4 pseudogenes are annotated in these 1826 nt (G+C 45.8%); all 4 read right to left on the minus strand.

Annotation, left to right across the window (positions count from 1 at the left end):
• Nucleotides 1-114 (minus strand): annotated as a pseudogene (locus tag AAC854_RS22365) (IS630 transposase-related protein); the annotation flags it as partial.
• A gap of 220 nt (nucleotides 115-334) precedes the next feature.
• Nucleotides 335-1357: pseudogene (locus tag AAC854_RS22370) on the minus strand (IS110 family RNA-guided transposase).
• 165 nt (nucleotides 1358-1522) lie between these two features.
• Nucleotides 1523-1717, minus strand: a pseudogene (locus AAC854_RS22375) (group II intron reverse transcriptase/maturase); the annotation flags it as partial.
• Between the two features lie 14 nt (nucleotides 1718-1731).
• Nucleotides 1732-1826 (minus strand): annotated as a pseudogene (locus AAC854_RS24475) (IS982 family transposase); the annotation flags it as partial.

The following is a 1826-nucleotide window of genomic DNA, read 5'->3' on the forward strand; positions in this document are numbered from 1 at the left end:
CCACCGGAACAGGGTACGAATAGAAATCTCAAAATGGGCACGCGTTTGTTCGAAAGTCAACGAATGCTTATCTTTGTATGCCAGGACTCTTTTTCGAAAATCTAAACTGTATATATGGACACCGATTTAATTCAAGTGGGGTAACCTATTTTTCTGACAAAAGTAGTCGCAAGCATATATTCGGCTTCCAAGAGCCCTGATGAAAATCCGCACTCTCTGCCCTCATTAACCCAACAATCGTGGCAAACTAAACAGTTTATCAGGTTCACAGAGAGTCGGTACTACCTGTCAGTTACATCAACTTATAGACTTTTTCGAACATCTTATTCACTTTTCATCGAGGAGTATAAACAGACTGCTGATTAACTAATGCCCAAGCGATCCGGGCATTTTTATTCGCTAATGCAACCACCGCTTTATTGACTCCACTACGCTCTATGAGCCCTTTTATCCAGCGCTGTAATTCATTGCATTGTTCATCGGGCCGCTTGCTAACTCGATACACAATAGAACGGGCTCCATGTATCAGTATTCCTCGCAAGTAGGCATCTCCCCGTTTACTGATACCGAGTTGCCTGATTTTTCCGCCGCTACTGTGCTCTTTCGGCACCCATCCCAGATAACTGGCAAAGTGGCGGCCATTCTTGAAATATTGGCTATCACCCAGTGCTATCATCAGGGCAGAAGCACCTAATGGTCCGATACCGGGTAAGGTTAGCAATCGACGGATATCCTCATGTTGAGCATTCAGATGATCAAGGCGCTTATCCAGCTCTTCCAGGCGATGCTGAAAGTCTTTCAGTTCAAATAACAATTCCTGAAATAATTGACGGCTCAATGTTGTCAACTCATTCTCCGCATTTTCCAGATGTGCCGGTAAACAATGCGCTACCTTGTGAGCGCTTTCCGGCATGGCAATACCCTATTCCAGCCCTAATCCGCGTATCTGGTTAATCAATGCTGTTCGGTTTTTCATTAGACGCTGACGAACTCTGTGCAGAGATTGAATATCCTGTTGTTCTATCGTTTTTTCCGGCACATATCGCATGCCCGGACGACTGTCGACTTCCACAATGGCAATCGCATCATTCTTGTCATTCTTGCTGCCCATCCTGAAAGGCGTGACATATTGAGGACTGATTTGTTTGACTTCATGCCCAAACTGCTTGAATTGACGGCTCCAGTAATTGGCACTGCCACAGGCTTCCATCACTATCCTTGATGGCGGTTGTTGGGCCATGAAAGCCGTGAGTTTTTCGCGGGATACCATTTTGTTTTGAATCGGTTTCCCAGAAGAAGACACGATATTTAACTGAAAAACTCGCTTTGCCAGATCAATTCCGATAATTTGTTCCATGGGACACCTCTTCATATTTTGCTGATGTATTCAGCATGGCTCACTGAAGCCGATTTGGGGAGGGTTGAGTAGACCCGCTCAGTCACCTGAGTGGGCCCCTCCTCAGAACCGGACGTGCGGAACTACCGCATCCGGCTCCCGACAGATCCGTGTCCCCACACATATTCAGCAAGAATTGAACATTGAAAGTGTTTTCCATCGAGACGGATAACCCAGCATTTTCAGGATCAGATTCAGCTTCTTCCACGTCAGCCGGCGACGTCCCCCTTGACGGTTGAACCATCGGTAGATTATTCGCGTACTTTGATAGATAAACTGCCCGACTCGTCTCTGGTTATCAGAGATACCGTGGTAATTTAACGCGATGCTCGACTTTAACACCCTATAACGTTAGCGTGTTGAAGCCAATCGCGTTGTCTTTTACCTTGTTTAAAATTAGCAAAAATGCCCAACGTATGAGAAAGCAGTT

It is taken from the genome of Xenorhabdus entomophaga (genome assembly GCF_037996725.1).
Lineage (GTDB): Bacteria > Pseudomonadota > Gammaproteobacteria > Enterobacterales > Enterobacteriaceae > Xenorhabdus > Xenorhabdus khoisanae.